A 25,335-nucleotide genomic window follows, 5' to 3' on the forward strand; every position below is an offset into this window, starting at 1 on the left:
AAATGTTTAAATCTTTAACTTCTTTTTAAATTTTTCTTCCAGCAAGGGTTTTAAGAATTCACCAGTATAACTGCCTTTTATTTTGATAATATCCTCAGGTTTGCCCTCTGCGATAATATTTCCACCTTTGACACCACCTTCAGGACCCATATCAACAATATAATCAGCTGTTTTGATTACATCCAAATTATGCTCAATAACAACAACTGTATTTCCTAGAGCTACAAATGTATGAAGTATTTCTAGTAGTTTTTTAATATCATGCTGATGAAGACCCGTTGTCGGTTCATCTAATATGTACATGGTTCTTCCTGTAGATCTTTTTGATAATTCCTTAGCAAGCTTAATACGTTGAGCTTCACCACCAGATAGTGTTGTTGCCTGTTGACCAATTTTTATATAGCCAAGGCCTACTTTTTTTAGTGTTAATAGTTTTGTTTTAATATTTGAAATATTTTCAAAATATTCACATCCTTCATCCACAGACATATCCAATACATCGGCAATACTTTTATCTTTAAATTTTATCTCTAGAGTTTCTCTATTGTACCTGGTTCCCTTGCATTCATCACACTGGATATAAACATCAGGTAAGAAGTGCATCTCGTATGTAATTACACCATCACCTTCACAAGCTTCACATCTTCCACCTTTAACATTAAAAGAAAATCTGCCTGGCTTATATCCTCTTGTTTTTGACTCTGGTAGTGCTGTAAACCAATCTCTAATGGGGCCAAAAGCTCCTGTATAAGTTGCTGGGTTTGATCTAGGTGTTCTTCCAATAGGAGACTGATCTATATCAATTATTTTATCTATAAGCTCCACACCCTTATAACTCTTAAACTCTTTAGGGACTTTTCTAGCTTTGTTATTCAAGGTTAAATTTAATGCATGATATAATGTTTGTAATATTAGTGTTGATTTACCGCTACCTGAAACACCAGTTACGCAAGTAAAACTTCCTGTTGGAATTTTAAGATTAACGTTATTCAAATTATTTCCACTAGCACCATTAATTTCAACAAATCTTCCATTTTTTGCAAGCCTTCTAGTTCTTGGAATTTCTATATACTTTTTATGAGATAAGTATTGACCAGTAATACTATTTTTATTTTTTAGTATTTCATCATAAGTACCTTGTGCAATTATTTCACCACCATTAGTTCCGGCTTCTGGACCCATATCTATTATATGATCTGCATTTTCCATCGTTTCCGTATCATGCTCAACAACAATTACAGTGTTACCTAAATCTCTTAGTCTTTTTAATGCATTTATTAATTTAATATTATCTTTTTGATGCAACCCGATAGAAGGTTCATCAAGTACATACAATACACCAGTTAATCCAGAACCAATTTGTGACGCGAGTCTTATTCTTTGAGCCTCACCTCCAGAAAGAGTTCCTGACTCTCTCGATAATGTTAAATATTCAAGCCCAACATTTAAAAGGAACGTTAGTCTTTCATTAATTTCTTTTAAAATATGTTCTGCTATCTTAAATTGTCGTTTATCAAGGTTTTGCTCTAGACCTTTGAACCATTTAGCTGCATCTAAAATAGATTTTTTAGTTACTTCGCTTATATTCTGATTATCAATTTTAACACATAAGGCTTCTTCTTTTAATCTATTACCGTTACATCCTTCACAAGCAGAATCAGATTGGTATTCAGCTATCGCTTCTCTTTTCCATTCACTGTCAGATTCAAGAAATCTTCTTTCAAGATTATTTATTACACCTTCAAAGGTTTTTTTATGAGAATATTTTTCATAACCATCATCATAAACAAACTTAATTTCTTCTTCATCCGATCCAAACAATATTACATCTCTAAATTTTTTTGGAAGTTTTTTCCATCTCTCATCTAAAGAAATTCCATAATGTTTAGCAATAGAGGCTAAGGTTTGAGCATAATATAGCGTTGTTGATTTGGCCCATGGTTCTATAGCACCATCAGCTATACTTTTTTTCTCATCAGGAACTACTAAATTTGGATCTACATTCAATTTAATACCTATACCCTCACATTCGGCACATGCTCCATATGGACTATTAAAAGAAAAAAGTCTTGGCTCAATCTCTTCAATTGTAAAACCACTTTCTGGACATGCAAATTTTGTAGAATAAATTAATTTTTCAATTTTTCTAAATTTTTGTGGCAATGTTTCATCTTCGTACTCAACAAATACCAATCCATTTGATAAATTTACAGCTGTCTCAATACTTTCAGCAAGTCTATTACCAAGATTAGAATTCAAGACAATTCTATCAACTAAAACAGATATGTCATGCTTGAGTTTTTTATCTAAATTAGGTGCATTGTCTATTTCGTATATGACTTCATCAATTTTAATTTTTCTAAAACCTCTTCTTTTATAACTTAAAATATCTTTTCTATACTCACCCTTACGACCTCTAACCACAGGAGCAAAAATATAAATTGTAGATTTTTTTGGTAATTTTTTTATTAAATCAACGATTTGAGTTATCGTTTGCGATGTAATTGGCTTTCCTGTGAATGGTGAGTAGGGAACACCAGCCCTTGCATACAACACTCTCATATAATCATAAATTTCAGTAACTGTTGCAACAGTTGATCTTGGATTTTTAGATGTATTTTTTTGCTCTATGGCTATAGCTGGACTTAATCCCTCGATAAGATCAACATTTGGTTTTTTCATTTTATCCAAAAATTGACGAGCATAAGCTGATAAACTTTCAACGTATCTTCTTTGACCTTCGGCATAGACAGTGTCAAATGCTAATGAGGATTTTCCTGAACCAGAAAGACCAGTAATTACAACAAACTGATCTTTAGGTATTTCTACTGAAACATTCTTTAAGTTATGCTCTTTTGCACCCTTAATAACTATCTTTTTAATCATAATTTTAGTTGCTTTAAATTAATAAAATTAATATTGAGTTTATATTGTGATATAAAATTAATTAAATTAATAAAGAATTATAAATATTATGGCTGGAAGTTTAAATAAAGTATTATTAATTGGGCGTTTAGGCGCAGACCCAGAAATCAAACAAATGTCGAATGGCAAAAGTCTTGCTACCTTAAGTTTAGCTACTAGCCAATCTTGGAAAGATAAAGCAACTGGAGAAAAAAAAGAAAAAACAGAATGGCACAGAATAGTTGTATTTAATGAAGGGTTAGTCAATGTTGTTCAGCAATATTTGAAAAAAGGTGCTCAAATTTATGTTGAGGGACAGATAACGACTAGAAAATGGAAAGATGAACAATCTGGTCAAGACAAGTATTCAACTGAAATTGTAATTCAAGGATATAATTCTTCACTTACTATGTTGGGTGGTGGAAACACTGGCGGTGGTGGTATTCAAAATGACAATTCGCAAGCTGTTGCTAGCAATCCTGATGATAGCCCCCAAGCACCTAATGATATGGATGACGAAATTCCATTTTAGTTTCTATGAAAGACACAGAAATACCTAAAGACAAAAATATTAAACTTATCTCAATGCATGATGAGATGAGTTCATCGTACTTGTCATATGCAATGAGTGTAATTGTGAGTAGGGCTCTTCCTGATGTTAGAGATGGACTTAAACCAGTTCATAGAAGAATATTATTTGCCATGTATAAAGGTGGCTACGATTGGTCAAAACAATTTAGAAAATCTGCAAGAATAGTTGGGGATGTTATTGGTAAATATCACCCACATGGAGATCAATCTGTTTATGACGCTCTCGTCAGAATGGTTCAAGATTTTTCTATGAGTTTACCTCTTGTTCAAGGCCAAGGTAACTTTGGATCTATTGATGGAGATCCAGCTGCGGCTATGAGATATACGGAAACAAGATTAGCTAAAGTTTCTCAATACTTAATTGATGATATAGAAAAAAATACTGTTGATTATAAAAGTAATTACGATGAAACTGAAAAAGAACCAACAGTTTTACCTGCTCAATATCCTAATTTACTAGTAAATGGTGCAGGTGGTATTGCCGTGGGAATGGCTACAAGCATTCCCCCACATAATTTAGGTGAAATTATAGATGGAACATTAGCTTTAATTGAAAATAAAGATGTTAAAATTAAAGAGTTAATGAAACATATACCAGGTCCTGATTTTCCAACAGGTGGTGTCATCATTGGAAAAGAAATTATTAAAGCTGGATATAATGTAGGTCGTGGGTCGTTTAAAATTAGAGGTGAAATTAGTGTTGAAGCACAAAAAAATGGTAGAGAGAGACTCGTTATAACTTCTGTGCCATATCAAGTAAATAAATCAGTTTTAAATGAGAGAATTGCCCAACTTGTTAGAGAGAAAAAAATAGAGGGAATAAAAGATATTAGAGACGAATCTAACAGAGAAGGGATTAGAGTTGCTATTGATTTAAGAAATGGTGTTGAACCAGAAACTATTAAAAGATTACTTTATAAAAATACATCTATAGAAAGCTCCTTTGGATTTAACACTTTAGCTATTGTTGATGGCAAACCTAAAATTTGTAATTTAAAAGAATTTTTATCAAATTTCTTAACATTCCGTGAAGACGTGGTAATCAAAAAAACTAAGTTTGATTTAAAAAAAGCTGAAGACAGAGCTCACATCCTTATAGGGTTATCAGTATCTGTTGAGAACTTAGATAAAATTATAAAAATTATACGGTCTTCAAAAACTCCTGATGATGCCAAAAAATCATTATTAAGCATTAAGTGGAAAATAAATAAATCTTTAAAGCTAATTTCACTTGTTGAGGATAAAAAGGGAAAAAATTTATACTCACTAACAGATCCTCAAGTTATTGCTATTTTAGAACTTAGACTTCAAAAACTTACAGCTCTTGGAATTAATGAAATAGAAGTCGAAATTAAAAAATTAGCTGACCTGATTAAAGGTTATAAAAAAATAATTAATTCTAAAAAAGAACTTTTAAACGTAATAAGTGAAGAGCTTAAAACTATCAAAGAAAAATTTGCAGTTCCAAGAAGAACTAAAATTATAGATGCTGTTTTAAACTATGATATTGAAGAGACTATTCAAAAAGAAGAAGTGATTATTACAGTTACTCTTCAGGGCTACATTAAAAGAGGAGCTTTAAGTAGTGTCAAACAACAAAAAAGAGGTGGTAAAGGAAAATCTGGGATCACAACGAGAGATGAAGATTCTGTGGTTCAAACCTTATCAGTTAACACTCGTACTTCTGTTCTTTTCTTTTCAACAGAAGGACTTGTATACAAAATTAAAGCTTGGAAAATACCTGAAGGATCAACTACATCAAAAGGTAAATCTCTATTCAACATCTTGCCCTTAAAGAATCATCAATCTATCAGTTCAATAATGCCATTTCCAGATGATGAAAGCGACATGAAAAATCTTCAAATTGTTTTTGCAACTGCAAAAGGCAAAGTTAGAAAAAATAGTTTAGAAGATTTTTCTTCAATTAATTCAGCTGGAAAAATTGCAATAAAGTTAGACCCTAATGACAAAATTGTAGGCGTTGAAATTTGTAAGGATGATCAGGATGTAATGTTAAGTACAAAAAATGGTAAATGCATTAGATTTGAATCAAAAAAACTAAGAATATTTAAGGGTAGATCGTCTAAAGGTATCAAAGGTATTGAGTTATCACCTAACGATGAGATCGTTTCTCTCTCAATAGCAAATAAAGAAAAAACAAAAAAAGATTCAAAGTCTGAAGAAAGATTTGTTTTATCTATTACAGAAAATGGATATGGCAAAAAAACTTTGAACAATGAATATAGAGTTACCAATAGAGGTGGTAAGGGTATAATTGGAATTATTAACTCACCAAGAAACGGTAGTATATGTTCCTCATTTCCAGTTATTGAAGGCGATGATGTAATGATTTCAACAAATAAAGGAAGAGTAATTAGAGTTGCTGTTAAAGAGATAAGAACAGCTGGAAGAAATACTCAGGGTGTAAGAATTATCAAATTATCCGGTGATGAAAAAGTTGTTTCGGCAATAAAAATTGATGATAACTTGGAGTAATGAAAAAAGTTGCTGTATATCCTGGAACATTTGACCCAATAACTTTTGGTCATATTGACGTTATAAAAAAAGCTTTAAAGTTATTTGATAAAGTTATTGTTGCTGCTTCTGATGGTACTAATAAAAATTATCTTTTTAATTCACTTGAAAGAATACAGTTAATTAAAAAAGCTCTATTTGTTGATTTAAAGTTTGATAAAAAAAAGATTGAAGTTGTTTCATTTACATCGTTAACAACTGATTTATGTAAAAAATACAAATCTAATATTATTTTAAGGGGTCTAAGAGCTGTATCTGACTTTGAATATGAATTTCAATTAGCTGGAATGAATCGAAAATTAAATAACAATATAGAAACAATCTTTTTAATGTCTGATGTTGAAAATCAAATTATTTCATCAAGATTTGTTAAAGAAATAGTGAGACTAAAAGGTGATATAAAAAAATTTACTACAAAAAGTACAATAAAGTCTTTAAAAGAGAAATATGAATAAATTTATAACAAAATTTTTAATTTTATTTTTTATACTAACCAACAATATAATCGCAGAGGAGAATATAATGATTTTAAAACTTAAAGATGGAGACATTAAAATAGAGCTTTTTGAAGATGTTGCCCCTAACCATGTTAAAAGAATTAAACAATTAGCCAAAGATGGGAAGTACGATGGCGTTGTTTTTCATAGGGTAATTGATGGCTTTATGGCTCAAACAGGAGATGTACAGTTTGGTAACTCTTCTAATGACCAATTTGACCTAAAAAGAGCAGGAATGGGTGGTTCTGATTTACCAGATCTTAAAGAAGAATTTAGTGACTTACCTCATGAAAGAGGAACCTTGTCTATGGCTAGATCACAAGATCCAAATAGTGCTAATAGTCAATTTTTTATTTGTTTCAAAGAGGCATCATTCCTAGATAGACAATATACTGTTTTTGGTAAAGTTATTGAAGGTATGGACCTAGTCGATAAAATCAAAAGAGGAGACCAAAATAATAACGGTTCCGTTTCTAACCCAGATAAAATTATTAGCTTTAAATAATATTAATACACATTTCAATGACATTAAAAAATTTCAAATTTAATGTCATTGAAAATGATAAATTTGCAAGAACTGGTATTATTGAAACCCATAGAGGAAACATTCAAACACCAGCTTTTATGCCTGTCGGTACACAGGCAACTGTAAAAGCCTGCCTTATTGATGATGTTATTAAAACTGGTGCTGAGATAATATTATCTAACACCTATCATTTAATGATTAGACCTGGTGTGGATAGAATAATTTCTGCAGGAGGACTTCACAAGTTTATGAATTGTAAACTTCCAATACTTACAGATTCAGGTGGGTTTCAAGTTATGTCACTTTCAAAATTAAATAAAGTAGACAGAGAAAAAGGTGCAATATTTAACTCTCATGTAGATGGTAAAAAATTCATATTAAGTCCAGAAGAAAGCATAAGAGTGCAAAAAGGATTAGACTCAGATATTGTTATGATTATGGACGAGTGTCCCAAAAAAACTACCGATTATGACGTAATAAATAAATCTATGGGACTATCCATATATTGGGCTGAAAGATCTAAAATAGCTTTTGGTTTAAACCCTCACAAAGCTTTATTTGGAATAGTCCAGGGTGGTTTATTCAAAGATTTAAGAACTAAATCTCTTAATGAGTTAATCAAAATTGGCTTTGATGGCTATGCGATTGGAGGTCTTGCAGTAGGGGAGAGTCAAAATGAAATGTTTAGTGTTCTGGATGATTTAAAAAATATTATGCCTGATAATAAACCAAGATATTTAATGGGTGTAGGAACTCCAGCTGATATTCTGGGGGCTGTTAAGAGAGGTGTTGATATGTTTGATTGTGTTATGCCTACAAGATCTGGAAGAACCGGTTTAGCTTTTACTTGGAAAGGTCGAATAAATATTAAAAATAATAAATTTAAAAATGACAATGAGCCTCTTGATCCAAATTGTTCAAATCTAAATCTTAACAAGTATTCAAAAAACTATCTAAATCATCTATTTAATACGAATGAAATACTAGGTTCTACACTTTTAACCTTACATAACATCAACTTTTATCAAGAATTAATGTCTTCTATTAGAGAAAATATTAAAAAAGGTACATTTGATAAATTTCATGATGAATACATTGATAAGTTGTAATTTAAATATTTGCAATTTGTGATGTTATGGAATAAATAATTGTTTTTGGTAATAAAAATTATTCAAGTTTGATATTTTTTTATTGTTTAGATTTTTAAGTGTAAAGAAATTTAAAAATTTTAAAGAAGACTTCACCAAAAGTTTTTTTTTAAAATTAAATAAAAAAAAACATTTATCTTAACTTCATTAATTTATATGTGGGCCCTTAGCTCAGTTGGTAGAGCAATTCCCTTTTAAGGAATGGGTCGATGGTTCGAGTCCATCAGGGCTCACCACTAAAATAACCTCTAAAATATTAACTAATTGTAATCGGTGGATAGTCTAAAATGACACTGTTTTCCCATTCTGATAAATCTTTTATTCTTTTAGAGGATGATGGGTGTGTGCTCATAAATTCAGGAGGTTCTTTGCCTTTATTTTCTGCTTTCATTCTTTCCCATAACTTTTTAGTTTCCCTGATATCAAAACCAGATAATGATGCAAAAATCATTCCCAGGTAATCAGCCTCACTTTCTTGGGTTCTTGAGAAAGGATTCATTATACCTATTTGGGATAATAGTCCTACAGTGTTCATGCCGGTTGCTTGATTGATCTGTCTTAATTTTCCACCTGAAAAAATATCAATTAAAGATGTTCCAGTTTGTAAGAGTGCACTTCTACTTGCTCTTTCAACTGAATGTTTAGCAACAGCATGTGCAATTTCATGACCCATGACTGATGCAAGACCATTTGTATTTTTTGTAACATCAAGTATTCCTGTGTACACAGCAATTTTACCACCAGGCATACACCAAGCATTTTTAACTTTTTCATTATCTATTAAAATATATTCCCAATCAAAATTAACAGTAGGATCGTTTAAACCCACTCTATAAAAATATTCAGATATAGAGTCTTCCATTCTTTTTCCAATATCTTTAATTTCATTTAGTGTTTTAGTATCATCACTCATTTTCTCTTTTTCTTTAACCTTTTCAAAAATTTGAGCTGCTTGAGCGTTTAATTTAGATTCAGGTATAATTTTTAATTGCCTTCTCTCAGTTATTGGCGCTGTAGAACAAGCACCTAACATCAAACCTGAACATCCACACCCAACATAATTTAAAAATTTTCTTCTATTCATTTTATTAAAATTTTGATAATCATATAATTATATACTTTTATGAATTTAAACAATAAAATCTTAGTTACACTTTTCATTATAGCCGTTTCATTTGTTGTTTTTTCTAGTTATAACTAAATTATCTATGCCTATTAAGAAAAAAAAATCATTAGCTCTTAGATTAAGAAACTATTTTTTCACAGGTGTAATTGTTTTAATACCGATTGGGTTTACACTTTATCTAAGCAAATTCTTAATAAATTTTTCAACAAATTTAGTACCATCAGGATTAAATCCTAATACTTATCTTCCATATGCAATTCCAGGTATTGAAATAATTTTAACAATTATTTTTATTACAGTTGTCGGTGGCCTTTCATTAACTTTTATAGGTAAAAAATTTTTACAAATAATTGACGATTTATTTAAAAGAATGCCAATACTAAGAACTATTTACTCTGCGATTGGACAAATGACAGATTCTTTTAGAGAGCAAGAGGGTAATAAAAAAAGTGTAGTGCTAGTTGAGTATCCAAGAAAAGGATCTTGGGCAGTGGGTTTTGCCACCAAAGAAAATACAGGTGAAATTAAAGCTAAAACAAATATTAACTTGGTTAATGTTTTTGTTCCAACAACACCCAACCCAACAAGTGGCTTTCTGTTAATGATACCAAAAGAAGATTTGATTTATTTGGATATGACTTTTGAAGAAGCGTCAAAATTTATAGTTTCGGCGGGAACCTCTAAGCCAAAAAGCTAAACCATATCGTTAATTATATCTGCTTGATCGTATAACTTGAGTAATGCTTTATATTTTCTAATATCAATATTTTCTAATTCTATTTTTTTAATTTGTTTTTCTGCCATTAAAAATAAGTCTTCGTTTTGAATAGGGTCCGCCAATCTAAAATTTTTAACTCCACTTTGTTTAAACCCAAGCAAATCACCAAAACCTCTTAACTTCATATCTTCTTCTGAAATTTCAAAACCATCATTGGAATTCTTTAAGATATTTATTCTTTTTTTAGCATTAACAGTTAAATTAGACTTAAACATCAATATACAACTAGCTTGCTTTGTTCCACGTCCAACTCTGCCTCTTAATTGATGTAACTGTGATAATCCAAATTTATTAGCATTTTCTATTATGATTACATTGGCATTAGGAAAATCAATACCAACTTCTATAATTGTTGTTGAAACTAAAATTGAATATTTTTTATTTAAAAATTTATTCAATATTTCTTCTTTTTCTTCATTGTCAATTTTTCCATGAAGTAATGCAACGTTATTTGGGAAAATTTCATTAAGAAATTTGTACTTAGTAACTGACGATTGATGATCTAATTTTTTTGATTCTTCTATCAAGGGACATACCCAGAAAATTTGGTTTCCTTCTTTTATTTCTTTTTTTACAAAATTAATAACATCATCTATTTTACTTTCTAATTTACTATAAGTTTTAACCTCTTTTCTATTACTTGGTTTTTCCTTGATAATAGAAACATCCATATCGCCATAAACTGACATAGTTAGTGTTCTTGGAATTGGCGTTGCTGACATTAAAAGAACATCACAATTATCACCACCCTTATCTGATAAAAGCTTTCTTTGCCTAACTCCAAATTTATGCTGTTCATCAATTATAATATAACCAAGGTTTGCAAAAACTATTTTTTTTTGAAAAATTGCATGTGTACCAAAAACCATTTGAATTTCATTGCTTTCTAATTCTTTTACAATTCTTTTTTTTTCACTATTTTCACTCTTACTGGAAAGTAATTCAATTTTAATATTTTTGGGAAATAGTTTTTTTGCCAAACTATAATGCTGTCTAGCTAATATTTCAGTAGGGGCCATTAATGCAACTTGGAACCCTGAACTAATGACACTTAAAGAAGAAATTAATGCAACAATAGTTTTGCCACTTCCAACGTCACCCTGCAAAAGTCTAAACATTTTACTTTTAGAATTTAGGTCATTATTGATATCATTTAATGAAATTTTTTGATCATTAGTGAGAGTAAAATCTAATTTATTAACTATATTATTATGGGCTTTTTCAGTAAAATTTTTTGATATTTTTTTTATTTTTTTTATTTTTTTTCTAATTTCTGAATTAACTAAAAATGATGCCAGTATTTCATCATAAGCAAGCCTTTTATAGAAATCAGATTTGTAATTTTCAATATTTTTTGGATCGTGTAATTTTATTATTGATTCATTCCAGCTTTGATTGTTAAAATTTTTTAATATGTCTTTATCGTGCCACTCAGTTAAAGTAGGTAAGTTTTTTAATATTTGATTAATGATTTTATTATAGGTTTTTTCAGTAATTCCATCTGTTAACGAATATTTATTATCAATATTTTCAATTAAAGAGCTGTCTTGTGAAATATACGTGGGATTTGTTATTTGATATCGCCCTTTATAATTACTTATCTTACCACTAATTGTCACCTCTTCATTTAACGGTAAAATTTTCCTCACATATCCTTCATGACTATTAAAAAATATACAATCAATCTTTCCAGTTTCATCAATACAATTAACTCTATTTGGTAAGTTTCGAATTCTTGGAAATTGATATTTTAGAGGAACAATTCTGATAGTTTGAATAACACCTATTTGGAGGTCGCAAATTTTACTAACAAGCGTTCTGTCTGTATAAGATTTAGGCAATCTCCAAAGTAAGTCAAAAATATTATTTACTTTTTTTTTCTTCAAAATTTCCATGGTTTTTTTACCCACCCCATTTAATTTAGTGAGATCTGCCAATAAATAATCGTAATTATTTTTATTTTTCATGTTAGGTATAATATAATAATTTTTATGACCATTAATATAAAGGATTTAAAAAATAAAATAATTTATAGAGCCAACTATAGAGGTACAAAAGAAATGGATAAACTACTAGGTTCATTTACTAAAAAATATATTGATCAATTTAACGAACAAGAGTTAAAGTTTTTATGTGATTTGTTGGATTATGATGATGAAAATCTTTATAAATTTAATCAAGGTCAAAATTTAACAATTCAAATTAAGCTAAATAAAGTTTCAGAGATTTTTAAAAATTATAAATATGTCTGTGAATAGTGGCGGAGAGACTGAGATTCGAACTCAGGAAAGAGTTGCCCCTTTGCCGGTTTTCAAGACCGGTGCATTCAACCGCTCTGCCATCTCTCCGTTAGCAACGTTTTATTATTATAAATTTTTAATTCAACAATAAAATTGATAAATTAAACAGATAATCATTTAATAGGTATAATTTTATTACTATGGAAAAGCAAAAATTCAATAAAGGTATAGGATTAACTGCATTGGGATCTTTTTGGTGGGGTGTTATTGGGGTTATTTACTTCAAATATATTTCTTTTGCCGGGTCCATAGAGGTAGTGATCCATCGTTGCGTATGGACATCTGTAGTTTTAATAATAACTACTTTTTATTTTTCTAAATGGGATGTTTTTTTTAAAATTATGAAAAATAAAAGGAGTATAATTTATTTATTTTTTTCAAGCTTATTAATTTTTATAAATTGGGCAACTTGGATTTATGCTGTAGGTACAGAAAAAATTATTGATGCAAGTTTTGGTTATTTTATTATGCCTATCTTAAGTGTATTCTTGGGATATATTTTTTATGGTGAAAAAATAAATAAAAGAAGAGGCCTTTCCATACTGCTAGTTTTGTTATCTATATTATTTCTCTTATTTAAAAGTTTTCACTCAATCCCTTGGGTCGGAATAATTGTTGCTCTAAGTTGGGGTTTTTACAACCTTCTTAGAAAAAAAGTTAATGTTGACACTGATGTTGGCCTTTTAATAGAAAGTCTTTTCATATTACCGTTTGCTTTATTTGCATTTTTTTTACTTTTTAAAAACAATCTAAATATCTTTAGTTTGAATGATCCTTTATTAATGTTAATATTAATGATAGCTGGACCAATGACTGTTATACCTCTATTTCTATACGTAAGAGGTGTTGAGCTTTGTGGTCTTGGACCCACTGGAATGATTTTCTATATAACTCCAACATTTCAGTTTTTATTAGGCTTTTTTTATTATGATGAGGCTTTTTCTTTTGATAAATCATTAAGTTTCATTTTAATATGGATTGCTGTAATTATTTATTTAAAAGATTTATATGAAAATAATTAAATATTTTATAATTATATTTTTCACGATTATCCACGGAACATTAAATGCCAATGAAAATGAATTTAATGAGTGGTTGGTAGATTTTAAAGTTTATGCTTTAGAAAAAAAAATTTCAGAAAAGACATTCAATCTAGCAATGTCTGATGTTGTATTTTTACCCAAGGTGATAAAATATGACCGTTTTCAACCCGAGTTCTATGAAGATACAAAAACTTACATAACGAAGAGAGCATCTAAACAAAAAATAAATATGGGTACTCAACTTTATGGATTGAATAAAGATTTCATAAATATGATAGATAATAAATTTTCAGTTGAGAAAGAGTTACTTTTAGCTTTGATGGGGATAGAGACTAATTTTGGAACTTATGTAGGAAAAATGGATATATTATCATCTCTTGCAACTTTAAGTTATGATCAACGAAGATCTGATTTTTTTACTAATGAGTTAATTACAATTCTTCAATTAATAGATGCAGGGAAAATAGACCATGATATTTTATATGGTTCGTGGGCAGGTGCTTTCGGTTTTTTTCAATTTATGCCCTCTACTATAGACAACTATGCGATAGACTATGATAAAAATAACATTATTGAGCTTAAATCAACTATAGATTCATTTGCTTCTGCAGCTAACTATATAAATAAAATAGGATGGAAGAAAAACCAACCTTGTTTCATAAAAGTCAAATTAAAAAAAAATATACCTAACAATATATTAAACACATCTGCAAAAAAACTTCACAATAAAAATAAGTTTAAACTATTAAAAAAATATTTAATTAATGAGGATAGTTTTAATTTTGTTGACGAAAATTTGATTGCATCAATAATAACACCAGATAAAGATATTATACCTGATGCTCAAAATTTAGATCCAGCCTATATAGTTTTTGAAAATTATGAAAAAATACTACAATGGAATAGATCATTAAGATTTGGCCTAGCAGTATGCACTTTAAAGGAAAAATTTGAAAATGTTTTATAAGAAACTATTAATCTTATGCTGCTTCATTTTGTTAAATAACTGTACAACAACTAACTTAACAAAAAATACAATTTCTAATTCATTGGATAATCCATTTATAAACAAAGGATTTAGTCTTATTTATAGTGATAAGTTATATGACAATAAGATTATTTCAAAAAAAATTAACGAACGGAGCTTAGTTATTTTTCAAAAAAATTTAAAAAAAAATACAATTGTTAAAATTACGAATATTTTAAATAATAAATCTGTTATAGCGACTGTTGGTAGTAATGCTGATTATCCCTTATTTAATAATGCAGTATTATCATTGAGAATAGTAGATGAAATAAAGTTAAATGAAAATGAACCTTATGTAGAAATTTTAGAAATACTAGAAGACGCAATATTTATAGCAAAAAGAGCAAAAACATTTGAAGAAGAAAAAAGAGTTGCCAACAAGGCTCCAGTTAACAATATCAATATTAGTGATCTTAGCATTAAAGAAAAAAATACCAAAAATGAATTCAGTAAAAAATTTTCTTACAAAATAAAAATAGCTGATTTTTATTTTAATGATTCAGCATCATTGCTAGTTGATAGAATCATTAAAGAAACAAAGATTAGGGATGCTAAAATCAAAAAAATTAATGAAAAAAAATATAGAGTATACGCTGGTCCTTTTAATAACATTAACTCTCTACAAAAATCATTTAATGATATAAGCATACTTGAATTTGAAAATATCGAAATTATAAAAAATGATTAAATTAAGACTTATAACAATTTTATTGACACTCTTACTAACAGCTAATTCTAATGCTGCGTTTGATATAAAGGCTAGAACAGCAATATTACAAGACTATCTTTCAGGTGAAATATTATTTGAAAAAGATGCTGATAAATCAATCTATCCAGCATCAATGACAAAAATTATGACTACCATTATTGCGTTTGATTTAATTAGAAGTGGTGATTTAAATCTAGATGAAAAATTTTTAGTGTCCGAGAATGCTTGGAGACTTTCGTCAGCTGGCTATTCTTCAATGTTCATAATGGTTGGTGATGAAGTTAGTGTGGAAAATTTACTTAAAGGAATAATTATTGCGTCTGGTAATGATGCATGTGTTGCGTTAGCTGAAGGTATAGCTGGTACAGAGGATGAATTTGCAGTGATGATGACAGCTAAAGCTAAAGAATTAGGAATGGAAAATACTAATTTTGCTAATTCATCTGGGATTAATAATACCGAAAACGTATCAACGGTAAGAGATATTATGCTTATGTCCAGATATCTTATTAAAGAATTTCCTGAAGAATATAAGTATTTTGCAGAAAAAGAATTTACTTGGGATAGAACAGGGGGTGACCCCATTACTCAAGGTAATAGAAATCCCCTATTATATAAAAGTCTAGGAGCAGATGGAATCAAAACTGGTTATTTAGCTGTTGAAAAATATTCACTAGCGTCATCTGTAGAAAGAAATGGAAGACGATTAATAGCAGTAGGCAGTGGCTTCAATACTAAAAATGATAGATCTCGCGAAAGTGCTAAACTATTAACCTGGGGCATAACTAATTTTGACTTAGTTGAAATCACAAAAGCAAACACACCAATAGAAGATATAGATGTTTGGTTAGGTAAAAAAGATACTGTTAAAACTTATATAAAAAATGATATCTATAAAACTATTCCAAAAGCAAAAAAAAAACTATTGAAAGTATCATTGAATTATAATGGTCCAATTCAAGCTCCTATTAAAAAAGATGATATTTTGGGAAAATTAAAGTTAACCTTTGATGGTGAACTAATTGAAGAATATGATTTACTTGCTTATGAAAATGTTAAAAAATTAAATGTTTTTTCAAGGTTAATAAAATCAATTAATTTTTTAATTTGGGGCGATGTCTAAAAAACCAATAATAGTATTTGAAGGTATTGAGGGCACTGGTAAATCTCATCACATAAAAAAAATTGCAAATTACTTAACACGTAAAAAAATTAAATTTATTAAAATTAGAGAACCTGGTGGTAGTGAAAATTCAGAAAAAATAAGAAATCTAATTCTAGATAACAAGTCTACATTTAATAAAGAAACTGATTTACTACTTTATCTTTCTGCAAGAAGTGAAAATATAGAAATTATAAGACTAAATGCTGGTAAAAAAATAATACTTATAGATAGATTTTCAGACTCAACAATTGCTTACCAACATTATGGAATGGGTGTAAACTTAAAATTTATACAAAATATCAACAATCATCTTTTAAGAAATATTAAAGTTGATTTTACATTTTTGAATACTGTTAATTTATCAAATATGAAAAAAAGACTTAGACTAAGAAAAAAGCTTAACAGATACGATAAATTTAACAGCAAGTTTTATGAAAAGGTACAAAATGGTTTTATAAAAATATTAAAAAAAAATCCTAAAAAATATATTAAAATAAATTCAAATCTAGATATAGATCTTAATGAAAATATAATATTAAATAAAATTAACGATTTAATTTAGATTTATGAATTTAAAACCATCAGAAAACACTAAGATTTACGGTATGGAAAATTTCTTTAACGATTTAGTTGGACTATATAAACAGAAAAAAATACCTAATAGAATTTTACTATCTGGAAAAAAAGGATTAGGAAAATCAACATTAGCCTATCATTTAATCAACTATATTTTATCCGAAAATGAGGAGTACAAATATAATTTAGAAAATTTTAGCATCAATAAGGATAATAAATCCTATAAACTTTTACAAAATAACACACATCCTAATTTCTATTTAATAGATTTATTAACTGAAAAAAAAAGCATTGATGTAGGCCAAATACGTGAAATGATTAATTACACAAATAAATCAACATTTAATAATATGGCAAGATTTATTTTAATAGATAATGTTGAAAATTTAAATAAGAATTCTGTTAACGCACTACTTAAAATTATTGAAGAGCCAAATGAAAATGTTTTTTTTATCTTAATAAACAATAGTGAAAAAAATATACTACCAACTCTTAAATCACGATGTTTAACATTTAAGATTAGCTTAACATTTAATGAGTCTTTAAACATCTCAAACTCAATACTTAAAAAAAATGTACTTGAATTTGTTAATTATGACTTACTAAGTTATTATAATTCTCCTGGTGAAATTATTAGTTTATTTAATTTTGCAGAAGATAAATCAATTAATTTAAAGGATCATACTATTTCAAGTTTTATAAACTTAATAATAGAAAATAATTATTACAAGAAAAATAAACCTATTAAAATTTTATTAATAAACTTAATTGAGTTATTCTTTTTAAAAAAATACATGATAACAAATACAAAGACTTCATTAATTAATTTTTATCATAAATTTATTAAAAAAATTTACGATACAGAAAAATTTAATTTAGATGATGAAAGTTTGTTTTTAGAATTTAAATCAAAGTTATTATAAATGGATAAAAATTACTATATCACGACTCCAATTTACTACCCATCAGCGAAACCTCATATGGGTCATGCATATTCAAGCATTGCTGCTGATTTTTTTGCTAGATTTAAACGTATAGATGGTTTTAATGTCCATTTTTTAACAGGTACTGATGAGCATGGTTTAAAAATACAAAGAGCAGCAGAGAAAAGAAATGTTGATCCTCAGACTTTTTGTGATGAAATTAGTCAAACATTTAGAGATCTTTCAAAAACATTAAATTTATCTAATACAGATTTCATTAGAACTACCGAAGAGAGACACAAAAAAACAGTTCAACATTTATGGAGAGAGCTTGAAAAAAATGATGATATCTATTTATCGAAATATTCGGGCTGGTATTCTGTTTCTGACGAAGCTTTCTACAATGATGAAGAAATTACTGAAAAAGAAAATATTAAAATAGCAACTGCATCTGGTTCACCAGTTGAATGGATAGAGGAAAAGTCTTATTTCTTTAGGCTGTCTAAATGGCAAGATGAATTACTGAATTATTATGAAAAAAATCCTGATTTTATTTCACCAAAATCTAGAAAAAACGAAGTAATTAGCTTTGTAAAAAGTGGGTTAAAAGACCTATCTATAAGTCGTAAAGCATTCTCCTGGGGAATCAAGGTACCTAACAGTTCAGATCATGTAATTTATGTTTGGCTCGATGCTCTAACTAATTATATAAGCGCTTTAAACTATCCAGATACAAATGACGTGCTGTTTAAAAAATTTTGGCCTGCATCTGTTCATTTAATAGGTAAGGATATATTAAGATTTCACTCTGTATATTGGCCTGCATTTTTAATGGCTGCAAAAATACCTTTACCTAAGAAGATTTATGGTCATGGTTGGATTTTGTCTGGTGATGAAAAGATGTCCAAATCAAAAGGAAATATTCTTGATCCACTAGATATTATTGAAATTTATGGTCTTGATCCCTTAAGATATTATTTAATTAAAGAAGTTTCATTTGGTAATGATGGTAACATTTCACAAGATAGATTGGAGGATTGTATCAATAGTGATTTAGCTAATAATTATGGAAATTTATGTCAAAGAGTTACTGCATTTGCTGAAAAAAATTGCTCCTCATCTGTACCAGGTAATAAAAAATTTAATGATGAAGATTTACTAATGCTAAATAAATTTACTGATAATTTAACTACAATACGTACTGAAATTGATAATCAAAATATTAATTATTATATTAATTTTATTGTTAGCGCTTTATTTGAAGCAAATAAGTATTTTAATGACCAAGAACCTTGGAAAAAAAAAGATGATAAAGACAGATTAAATACAATTGTCTACACATCTTTAGAAATGATTAGAAAGATTTCATTCATGCTTTATCCAATAATCCCAAGTTCAATAGAAAAAGCCTTAAAGATTTTTAATTTAAATGTAGATGCAATTAATTTTGAATCTATTGTAAAACATGACTATCTTGTATCTGGAAAACCTATTAACAAAATAGATATCTTATTTAAAAAAATTGAAAAGAAAAATGATTGATTCTCATTGTCATTTAGATCATGAACCTTTACTTGAGAATTTAAGTGATGTTATAAAAAGATCTAAAGAAGTTGGTATCTCAAAATTATTAACTATATGTACTACGGTAGAAAGTTTTGATAGAATAAAGAATATTATTCAACTAGATCCAATGATTTATGGAACGTTTGGTATTCACCCTCATGAGACTGAGGAAAGTTTTTTAATTGATAAAAGCTATATAATTAATCAAATAAATCAAAATGAACGAATAATTGGTATAGGTGAAACTGGCTTAGATTTTTTTTATAATCACAGCAACAAGAAAAGGCAAATTGATAGCTTTAAAGGTCATTTAGAGGCTTCTATAGAGCTTAATATACCTGTTATCATACATTCTAGAAATGCTGAGGATGAAACATATGAGATTTTAAAATCATATAAATCAGAAAAATTAAAAATTTTAATGCATTGTTTTACTGGTTCTTTAAATTTTGCAAATCGATTACTTGAATTAGATGCATTTTTTTCTGCAAGTGGAATAATTACATTTAAAAATAGTTTAGACCTTCAGGAAACTTTTAAAAATATTCCCTTGGATAAACTGCTTGTTGAAACAGATAGCCCATTTTTATCTCCAATACCGATGAGAGGAAAAAAAAATGAACCAAGTTTTATAAAATACACCCTAGAAAAATTATCTATATTAAAAGAAAAGACTAACCAGGAAATGTCCGATTTAACTACTAAAAATTTTAATAAACTTTTTGATCTATAATGTCTCTTAAATTTATTATTTTGGGAAGCGGTAGCTCATTAGGTGTGCCTAGAGCAGATGGATATTCTGGTGATTGTGATTTAAAAAATAAAAAAAATTTTAGAACAAGATGTTCTGCTTTAATCAAATTTAATGATCAAAATATCCTAATAGACACATCACCAGATTTAAGGTCACAACTTCTAAAAAATAAAGTTAGATCTATTAGCAAAGTTTTTTATACACATCTACACGCGGATCAAACACACGGTATTAATGACCTTCGTCCATTTTTTTTAATAAATAAGAAAAAAATTCCAGTCTATGCAAACTCTATAACTAAGAAATATTTACTTTCCACTTTTAAATATTGTTTTAAATCATCTTATGGTTATCCATCCACTTTGAGTATCAATAGTCTTAAAAAACAACATCAATTTACAAATAAAGATAAAAAGATTAAAATTGAATCAATACCTGTTCAACATGGTAAAATTAAAAGTATTTGCTATCTAATTAACAACAAATTAGCTTATGCTAGTGATATTAGTTTATTCTTTAAAAAAGATTACAAAAAATTAAAAAATTTAGAATACTTGATTATTGACTGCTTATGGTACCGTAATCATTCTGCACATTTCAATTTAGATCAAGTTTTGGATTTAGTTAAAATCTTAACTCCTAGAAAAACTATATTAACAAATATGCATAGTGATTTAGATTATGTAAAAATTAAACAAAGATTGCCTAAAAATATTATTCCTGGTTTTGATGGTATGACTGTTGGGTTATAGAATTAAATCTATTTGTTTTGTTATTTTATCTGACATTGGTGTAATAAAAGAATTGAACGTGTCTTGTATTTTTCCTTCTTTATTAATTAAAATTTTATGAAAATTCCACTTAGGAACAGTCGAGTTACCATAGTTTTTTTTTGCCCATTTATATAAATCATGAGCACCTTCACCTTTAACGTCTGTTTTGTCAGTTATTGGAAATGTAATATTAAAATTAGTTTCACAAAAATCCTTAATTTCGGAATTAGAACCTGGCTCTTGTCCACCAAACTGATTTGATGGAACACCAATTACATAGAAACCTCTGTCTTTATACTTCTCATAAAGTTCTTGAAGACCTGTATATTGTTTAGTAAAGCCACATTTACTAGCCACATTTACTAAAAGTATAGTTTTCCCTTTGTATTGATTTAAATCAATAGTTTCATTATTAATATTTATCATGGTGTGATCAAAAAATAGCTTTTCATATTTAGCATCAACTTTTTCAAAAAATGTAAACATAAATATAATTAGTAAGATTAATAGATTATTTTTATAAAACATGACTTATTTTTTTGAAGCATACAATAATATAAAATATCCAAATACTGTTGATAGTAAGGATCCTGCAAGAACACCAATTTTTACACCATCTATGTACTGAATATTTTCAGCAAATGCTAAGTTTCCAACAAATAAACTCATTGTGAATCCAACACCTGTTAATATTGAAACTCCATACAAGCTTAGCCAGTTAGAATTATCTGGCATTTGTGCAATACCAAACTTTACTGCAAAGAAAGAAATAAGCATAACTCCAACTTGTTTACCTACAAACAGCCCTAAAAGAATACCCAATGGAACAGGTTCTAATAAAGACGATAATGATAATCCGTCTAAAGAAACACCAGCATTGGCAAATGCAAATATAGGCATTATCATAAAAGCAACATAAGGACTGATTGCATGCTCAAGCTTAATTAATAATGAGAAATCTTTCTCTTTAATTCTATGAGGTATGGTGGAGGCCAGAAGAACACCTGCTATTGTTGCATGAATCCCAGACTTATATGTAAAGAACCACATAAAAGCACCAATTATTAAATAAGGAATAAACTTTTTCACACCAAATTTATTTAAAGTTAATAATAAAATATAAGAGATTAAGATTAAACTTAAATAACTTATGCTTAAATCACCAGAATAGAAAAAAGCGATAATTAATATCGCACCAAGGTCATCAATAATAGCAAGAGCTGTTAAAAAAATTTTTAAAGAAATTGGAACTCTTGAACCAAGTAAAGATAAAATACCCAATGAAAATGCTATGTCTGTAGCAGATGGAATTGCCCAACCATTCAATGTTTCTGTATTACCAAAGTTTATAAAAACATAAACTAGAGCAGGTACAACCATTCCTCCAATTGCTCCAATAATTGGTAGTAATGCTTTTTTTAAATTAGAAAGTTCGCCTTGAATAAATTCTCGTTTAATCTCTAACGTTACAAAAAAAAAGAAAATTGCCATTAATAAATCATTAATCCAGTGATGTACGGAAAGTTTTAAACCAAAATCATTAATGCCCACAAACAAATATTGGTTTAATGTATTAAAATATAAATTACTAAAATTAGAATTACTAATTACAAGAGCAATAATTGCTGCAATTAACAAAACTAGTCCACTAGCGGCTTCTAACTGAAAAAACCATTTAAAAGGTTTTGAAAGATTCTTGATCATAATTTTATGTTAAATCTTTAATAAATAATGAGACATCTTTAATACTTTCATAAAGGTTATAAAGCAAAAATTCAATATTTGGGACAACTTGCCCAATAGGATTTTTAAATGTATCTACAATAATTATAAATGCTAAAAACGAAATGATTACTACTATAATAATATTTAAAATTTTAAATTTTCTTTTTTTTTAGGTTTACTTTTAATAAATGTGTCTTCTTTTATATTAGCCTCAATATTTTTCTCTGTCTCAGTTTTAAAAAAAATTTCTTTTTTTTCGTTGAATTCTTCATCAATATTATCATCAACCTCATTACGTGGTGTGTCTAAGGGAGCAATTTCTATATGATTTGAAGTGTTATTTTGATCAAAAATATTAATACTTTTATCATCAATTGAACTCACTGTGTTTTTAAGAATTTTTTTTTTAAAAAACCATTTATGATTACAGTTAGAGCATAGCAATAAACGTCCTTTATCAGGAATCATACCAGATTCTATATCGAACTTTTTATGACATTTATTACAATCAATTATCATTTAAAATGTATATATGATTCTTATAAAAAAGCTTTATTTTTGATTTTCTTGATTATTTAGAACCATAAAATTATATATATAAATTCAATATTACTTTAAAAAATAACTTATAAAATAATAGAGTTTTTTAATCTATTTGAATTATTTTCAAATAATATTTTAATTATGTTATTAAGATTGATATTAAATGGAAAAATTAAACCACAATAATCATATACAATTATTAAGAGCAATTGCTGTAATATCTGTAATTTTATTTCATACTAATCCTGAAATTTTTAGTACTGGATATTTAGGTGTTGATATTTTTTTTGTAATTAGTGGCTATCTCATTTGTAAAGTGCTTAATAAATACACAACGTTCAATAAGAGTTTGCTTGTAAATTTTTATACAAGAAGGGCTAGAAGAACATTACCAGCATTAATTGTAATGATACTTGCTACTTTCCCATTTTTTTTGAGTATTTTAATGCCAGATAATTTAGTCGATTATGCACAAAGTTTGATTGTCACTCCGCTATTCTTATCAAATTTTTTATTTGGTTCTGAGAACAGTTATTGGGGTGCTATATCAGAATTAAAACCACTATTACATACATGGAGCCTATCTATTGAATGGCAATTTTATATATTATTTCCACTCTTATTTTTCTTTAGAAATAAATTTATTATTTTTTTAACATTATTTTTACTGAGTCTTATTAGTAACTTTTTAATTAATTTTGAAGATTATCCAATTTATATAAATAATCATAAACTACGAATAGATAGTTTCTTTTTTACAACTAATAGAATTTGGGAGTTTCTAGCTGGGTCATGCCTGTATCAGTTTGAAAAAAACTATAGTTCTAAAATAAAAAAAAATAATTTTATATCTTTCTTAGGTTTATTGTTAATATTTTTATCTTTTTATTTTTTTGAAAAGTCTGCAAGAGAGAGAATATATTTAAATCTAATACCAGTATTTGGTGTTTGCTTATTTATATACTTTACTAATAATTTTGACAAATTTAATTCAATCATTAAAAATAGTTTTTTATTACATATAGGTTTAATTTCATATAGTTTATATTTGTGGCATCAGCCTATTTTAGCTTATTTTAAAATAATATTTAATAATAATATTCCTACACTTTATTATTTCTTAATATATTTCTTAATATATTTTTTTTCCGCAACATCATTTTACTTAATAGAAAAGACATTTTATCAAAAAAAAATACTACGAGACAATAAATTTATACTTGTTTCTTTTTTATCTATTACATTTATTGTTTTACTTGGTTTTATTACTACTTCTGAAAAAATCAATATTACCAACCCAAAAATCAAAAAAATTTTTGAAATTAAAAAGAATTATCCAAAACTTGCAATTCACGAGCTTGCTCAAACAAAAATAAGAAAAGATGTAGGTTGGCCATCCAATAGTGATGTTGTAAAATTTGTTAATAAATCTAAATCTTCTAATAATACAAATAATAAAAAGATTAAAGTTTTTGTAAATGGGGACTCTCATTCATTAGATTTATTATTAATACTTTTATCTATAAAAAAAGTTAATGAATTTTATGACTTTTCTGTCGATAATTTAAGTGATGCTGATGCAGTTTTATATACGGCACAATTTTATGAAGAATCAGTAAATTCTTTAGAAAAATTTGAATTATTTCAATTAGCAAAAAAAAATAATAAAAAAATTATCATTATTGGTAGATCAGCTGAATTTTATACTGGAGATATTAGTCCACTTATTTTTAATTTAATTCAAAGCCCCAAAAATCTAGCTGCATATAAAGATCTTGATAAGACTTATATTGATAGAAATTTTTATAGAATTTTAAGAGATGATATTATTAAAATTAACAAACATCTTAAAGGAAAAGCTGAAAAAATAGGAGCTCTATATATTGATAAGATTGACTTAGCTTGTGACCTGTCAGTTAAATCATGTCATTCTATAACTGCTGATGGCTATGCTATTTACGGTGACCATTCTCATTTAACATGGAAAGGTGTTAGCTTTTTTTCAAATTTAGCAGAAAAGACAAATTGGCTTGATCCAATGCATGATTATCTGATTAATAATAATTAATTATATTTTACTTTCATGTGGCATAAAAAAAAATTTAAAAATAACCTGTGTAAAACCA

The 25,335-nt window shown here is 27.8% G+C and carries 23 protein-coding genes and 2 tRNA genes; 18 read left to right on the forward strand and 7 right to left on the reverse strand.

What is annotated here, in order from left to right:
* Positions 1 to 6 precede the first annotated feature (6 nt).
* Entirely contained in the window at positions 7 to 2,886 is a 2,880-nt protein-coding gene (gene uvrA / locus ABXT53_RS03225; protein WP_415291206.1) for an excinuclease ABC subunit UvrA, read from the reverse strand.
* Between the two features lie 88 nt (positions 2,887 to 2,974).
* Here uvrA and ssb point away from each other — a divergent pair, with 88 nt between their 5' ends.
* From ssb to ABXT53_RS03255, 6 genes are all read left to right on the forward strand, one after another.
* A complete protein-coding gene (ssb, locus tag ABXT53_RS03230; protein WP_415287056.1) occupies positions 2,975 to 3,436 on the forward strand; it encodes a single-stranded DNA-binding protein in 462 nt (153 codons plus the stop codon).
* A gap of 5 nt (positions 3,437 to 3,441) precedes the next feature.
* Entirely contained in the window at positions 3,442 to 5,991 is a 2,550-nt protein-coding gene (gene gyrA / locus ABXT53_RS03235) for a DNA gyrase subunit A (protein WP_415291207.1), read from the forward strand.
* Positions 5,991 to 6,485, forward strand: coding sequence for a pantetheine-phosphate adenylyltransferase (coaD, locus tag ABXT53_RS03240; protein WP_415291208.1), 495 nt, complete (start codon positions 5,991 to 5,993; stop codon positions 6,483 to 6,485). Before gyrA ends, coaD begins: the two co-directional genes overlap by 1 nt.
* Positions 6,478 to 7,032: a peptidylprolyl isomerase gene (locus ABXT53_RS03245; RefSeq protein WP_415291209.1), complete on the forward strand. Its 555-nt coding sequence runs from the start codon at positions 6,478 to 6,480 to the stop codon at positions 7,030 to 7,032. Before coaD ends, ABXT53_RS03245 begins: the two co-directional genes overlap by 8 nt.
* 17 nt (positions 7,033 to 7,049) lie before the next feature.
* Positions 7,050 to 8,162, forward strand: coding sequence for a tRNA guanosine(34) transglycosylase Tgt (gene tgt, locus ABXT53_RS03250; RefSeq protein ID WP_415291210.1), 1,113 nt, complete (start codon positions 7,050 to 7,052; stop codon positions 8,160 to 8,162).
* Positions 8,163 to 8,361: 199 nt separating this feature from the next.
* Positions 8,362 to 8,437: transfer RNA gene (locus tag ABXT53_RS03255), tRNA-Lys, on the forward strand.
* Between the two features lie 20 nt (positions 8,438 to 8,457).
* On the opposite strand, the gene ABXT53_RS03260 is transcribed toward ABXT53_RS03255, so the two are convergent.
* Positions 8,458 to 9,285 carry a M48 family metallopeptidase gene (locus ABXT53_RS03260; protein WP_415291211.1) on the reverse strand — a complete coding sequence of 276 codons (828 nt, stop codon included), beginning with the start codon at positions 9,283 to 9,285 and terminating at the stop codon, positions 8,458 to 8,460.
* Positions 9,286 to 9,409: 124 nt separating this feature from the next.
* Here ABXT53_RS03260 and ABXT53_RS03265 point away from each other — a divergent pair, with 124 nt between their 5' ends.
* On the forward strand, positions 9,410 to 10,024 hold the full coding sequence (locus ABXT53_RS03265) for a DUF502 domain-containing protein (protein WP_415291212.1): 615 nt from the start codon (positions 9,410 to 9,412) through the stop codon (positions 10,022 to 10,024).
* Here the strand turns inward: ABXT53_RS03265 and ABXT53_RS03270 are convergent.
* Entirely contained in the window at positions 10,021 to 12,072 is a 2,052-nt protein-coding gene (locus ABXT53_RS03270) for an ATP-dependent DNA helicase RecG (RefSeq protein WP_415291213.1), read from the reverse strand. The genes ABXT53_RS03265 and ABXT53_RS03270 overlap by 4 nt on opposite strands.
* 24 nt (positions 12,073 to 12,096) lie before the next feature.
* Here ABXT53_RS03270 and ABXT53_RS03275 point away from each other — a divergent pair, with 24 nt between their 5' ends.
* A complete protein-coding gene (locus tag ABXT53_RS03275; protein WP_415291214.1) occupies positions 12,097 to 12,363 on the forward strand; it encodes a succinate dehydrogenase assembly factor 2 in 267 nt (88 codons plus the stop codon).
* Here the strand turns inward: ABXT53_RS03275 and ABXT53_RS03280 are convergent.
* Positions 12,364 to 12,453 (reverse strand) — tRNA-Ser (locus tag ABXT53_RS03280).
* A gap of 92 nt (positions 12,454 to 12,545) precedes the next feature.
* Here ABXT53_RS03280 and rarD point away from each other — a divergent pair.
* From rarD to ABXT53_RS03325, 9 genes are read left to right on the forward strand one after another with little or no spacing between them, the layout of a single operon-like run.
* Positions 12,546 to 13,427: an EamA family transporter RarD gene (gene rarD, locus ABXT53_RS03285; RefSeq protein WP_415291215.1), complete on the forward strand. Its 882-nt coding sequence runs from the start codon at positions 12,546 to 12,548 to the stop codon at positions 13,425 to 13,427.
* Positions 13,414 to 14,415: a lytic murein transglycosylase gene (locus ABXT53_RS03290; RefSeq protein WP_415291216.1), complete on the forward strand. Its 1,002-nt coding sequence runs from the start codon at positions 13,414 to 13,416 to the stop codon at positions 14,413 to 14,415. The genes rarD and ABXT53_RS03290 overlap by 14 nt, the downstream gene beginning before the upstream one ends.
* Positions 14,405 to 15,163: a hypothetical protein gene (locus ABXT53_RS03295; protein WP_415291217.1), complete on the forward strand. Its 759-nt coding sequence runs from the start codon at positions 14,405 to 14,407 to the stop codon at positions 15,161 to 15,163. Before ABXT53_RS03290 ends, ABXT53_RS03295 begins: the two co-directional genes overlap by 11 nt.
* A complete protein-coding gene (locus tag ABXT53_RS03300; RefSeq protein ID WP_415291218.1) occupies positions 15,156 to 16,307 on the forward strand; it encodes a D-alanyl-D-alanine carboxypeptidase family protein in 1,152 nt (383 codons plus the stop codon). The genes ABXT53_RS03295 and ABXT53_RS03300 overlap by 8 nt, the downstream gene beginning before the upstream one ends.
* Positions 16,300 to 16,911, forward strand: a complete 612-nt coding sequence (gene tmk / locus ABXT53_RS03305; protein WP_415291219.1) for a dTMP kinase — start codon at positions 16,300 to 16,302, stop codon at positions 16,909 to 16,911. Before ABXT53_RS03300 ends, tmk begins: the two co-directional genes overlap by 8 nt.
* A 4-nt stretch (positions 16,912 to 16,915) precedes the next feature.
* Positions 16,916 to 17,848 carry an AAA family ATPase gene (locus tag ABXT53_RS03310; RefSeq protein ID WP_415291220.1) on the forward strand — a complete coding sequence of 311 codons (933 nt, stop codon included), beginning with the start codon at positions 16,916 to 16,918 and terminating at the stop codon, positions 17,846 to 17,848.
* A complete protein-coding gene (metG, locus tag ABXT53_RS03315; RefSeq protein WP_415291221.1) occupies positions 17,849 to 19,390 on the forward strand; it encodes a methionine--tRNA ligase in 1,542 nt (513 codons plus the stop codon).
* Positions 19,383 to 20,147, forward strand: a complete 765-nt coding sequence (locus ABXT53_RS03320) for a TatD family hydrolase (protein WP_415291222.1) — start codon at positions 19,383 to 19,385, stop codon at positions 20,145 to 20,147. Before metG ends, ABXT53_RS03320 begins: the two co-directional genes overlap by 8 nt.
* Positions 20,147 to 20,920, forward strand: a complete 774-nt coding sequence (locus ABXT53_RS03325) for an MBL fold metallo-hydrolase (RefSeq protein ID WP_415291223.1) — start codon at positions 20,147 to 20,149, stop codon at positions 20,918 to 20,920. The genes ABXT53_RS03320 and ABXT53_RS03325 overlap by 1 nt, the downstream gene beginning before the upstream one ends.
* Here ABXT53_RS03325 and ABXT53_RS03330 read toward each other — a convergent pair.
* The 3 genes from ABXT53_RS03330 to ABXT53_RS03340 form a co-directional block, all read right to left on the reverse strand.
* Positions 20,915 to 21,427 (reverse strand): glutathione peroxidase, encoded by a 513-nt coding sequence (locus ABXT53_RS03330; protein WP_415291224.1) that lies wholly within the window; start codon positions 21,425 to 21,427, stop codon positions 20,915 to 20,917. The two genes, ABXT53_RS03325 and ABXT53_RS03330, sit on opposite strands and share 6 nt — an antisense overlap.
* Positions 21,428 to 21,472: 45 nt before the next feature.
* Positions 21,473 to 22,645 (reverse strand): Na+/H+ antiporter NhaA, encoded by a 1,173-nt coding sequence (gene nhaA, locus ABXT53_RS03335; RefSeq protein WP_415291225.1) that lies wholly within the window; start codon positions 22,643 to 22,645, stop codon positions 21,473 to 21,475.
* A 165-nt stretch (positions 22,646 to 22,810) separates the two neighbouring features.
* Entirely contained in the window at positions 22,811 to 23,185 is a 375-nt protein-coding gene (locus tag ABXT53_RS03340) for a zinc-ribbon domain-containing protein (protein WP_415291226.1), read from the reverse strand.
* Between the two features lie 187 nt (positions 23,186 to 23,372).
* Here ABXT53_RS03340 and ABXT53_RS03345 point away from each other — a divergent pair, with 187 nt between their 5' ends.
* Positions 23,373 to 25,277 (forward strand): acyltransferase family protein, encoded by a 1,905-nt coding sequence (locus tag ABXT53_RS03345; RefSeq protein ID WP_415291227.1) that lies wholly within the window; start codon positions 23,373 to 23,375, stop codon positions 25,275 to 25,277.
* The last annotated feature ends 58 nt before the right edge of the window (positions 25,278 to 25,335 follow it).

The sequence above is a fragment of the Candidatus Pelagibacter sp. Uisw_136 genome, from assembly GCF_047720275.1.
In the GTDB taxonomy this organism is placed as follows: Bacteria; Pseudomonadota; Alphaproteobacteria; order Pelagibacterales; family Pelagibacteraceae; genus Pelagibacter.